Annotated in this window: 1 protein-coding gene and 1 pseudogene; both read right to left on the reverse strand. The window is 41.2% G+C overall.

The genetic code is table 11. The features are described 5' to 3' along the window. A pseudogene (locus ACM03V_RS34385) lies at positions 1-596 on the reverse strand (hypothetical protein); the annotation flags it as partial. A gap of 102 nt (positions 597-698) precedes the next feature. Beyond that, the coding region (locus ACM03V_RS34390; RefSeq protein ID WP_414625298.1) for a hypothetical protein at positions 699-1,289 on the reverse strand (591 nt) is incomplete at its 5' end.

The following is a 1,289-nucleotide window of genomic DNA, read 5'->3' on the forward strand; positions in this document are numbered from 1 at the left end:
AATGGATTACTTCCGCCACCTGTACCACCTGCAAATGGATTACTTCCGCCACCTGCACCACCTGCAAATGGATTTTCACCGCCACCTGCACCACCTCCAAAAGGATTTTCACCGTCGCCAGCACCACCGCTAAATGGGTTGCCACCCGAAGTATTGTCGTTTACTTCAGCTTCTTCGGAAGACTTTTCACCTTGAGAAGATTCTGGTGCTTCGTAACCTGGAGGTAAAGGAAATTGCCCTTCACCAAACGGGTTTTTACCATCAGAGAATGGTTTTTCTTTATCCGATTCGCGATCGGTTTCATCTAAAGGAAATTTTTCGCGCAGTTTATCGAATATAGAATCAACTTTGTTAAAAAGATCATCTCTGGCTTCTGATGTAAATTCCTCATGAGTAGTGCTGCTGCTCATTATCGATTGATTGTTACCGATGATTAAATTCCCATCAACAGTATCAACAGCATCGGTACTGCCAAAATCCCAATTCCAGGAGTTTTCGCTGTCATCTTCAGGCTGGGAATTTCCACTATCGCCTAATTCGTTATAGGCAACAACTTCATCAGTTTTATTAATCGAGTTTAAATCGGAACTTTCCATTGGTAATTATTCTCCTAGAAATAGAAATTTACTTCAATCAAAAATATACAAAGTAGAGACGTAGCAATGCTACGTCTCCATTGCTACGTCTCCAGCACTTATTTAAACTGCGGAATCACTATCAACAGCAAATATTTCGGTTATTTGGGTGAAAGGATTGTCTTCACCAGTAAACGGATTAGACGGATTAGCTTCACTGAATGGGTTGCTACCAGGAGTAAAGTCAATGCCTGAAAATTCCCCTATGAAAGCTTCGGCATTAGATAAACTGAGGTCCTGGAAACTAGAAGCTAAGTCTGGAAACTCACTCAGGTTGGTAATCGAACTGCCTTCAGGTAATTCGATATCCAATTTAGAAAGAGTGTTTAAGAAGTTGGTAAATGGTGCCAATTCATCCCCCTCAGTATCTGCACTAGCTTCACTAGCTTCAAAATTATTGAATAATTTACTAAAGCTTTCGTATTGAGCCTTGCCAGTTTCTAGATTCTCTGACAAAGATTCTGATAAATTGTCTAAATCAGCAAACAGATTGTCGGTATTGATATCACCAAAGGGGTTTTCGCCAACTATCATTGGGTTATCTGTGTCATCCGAATCATCGTTATTGGAATCGCCGCCACCCATCATTGGGTTATCTGTGTCATCCGAATCATCGTTATTGGAATCGCCGCCACCCATCATTGGGTTATCTGT

The sequence above is a fragment of the Calothrix sp. CCY 0018 genome, from assembly GCF_963920925.1.
Taxonomy (GTDB): Bacteria; Cyanobacteriota; Cyanobacteriia; order Cyanobacteriales; family Nostocaceae; genus Rivularia.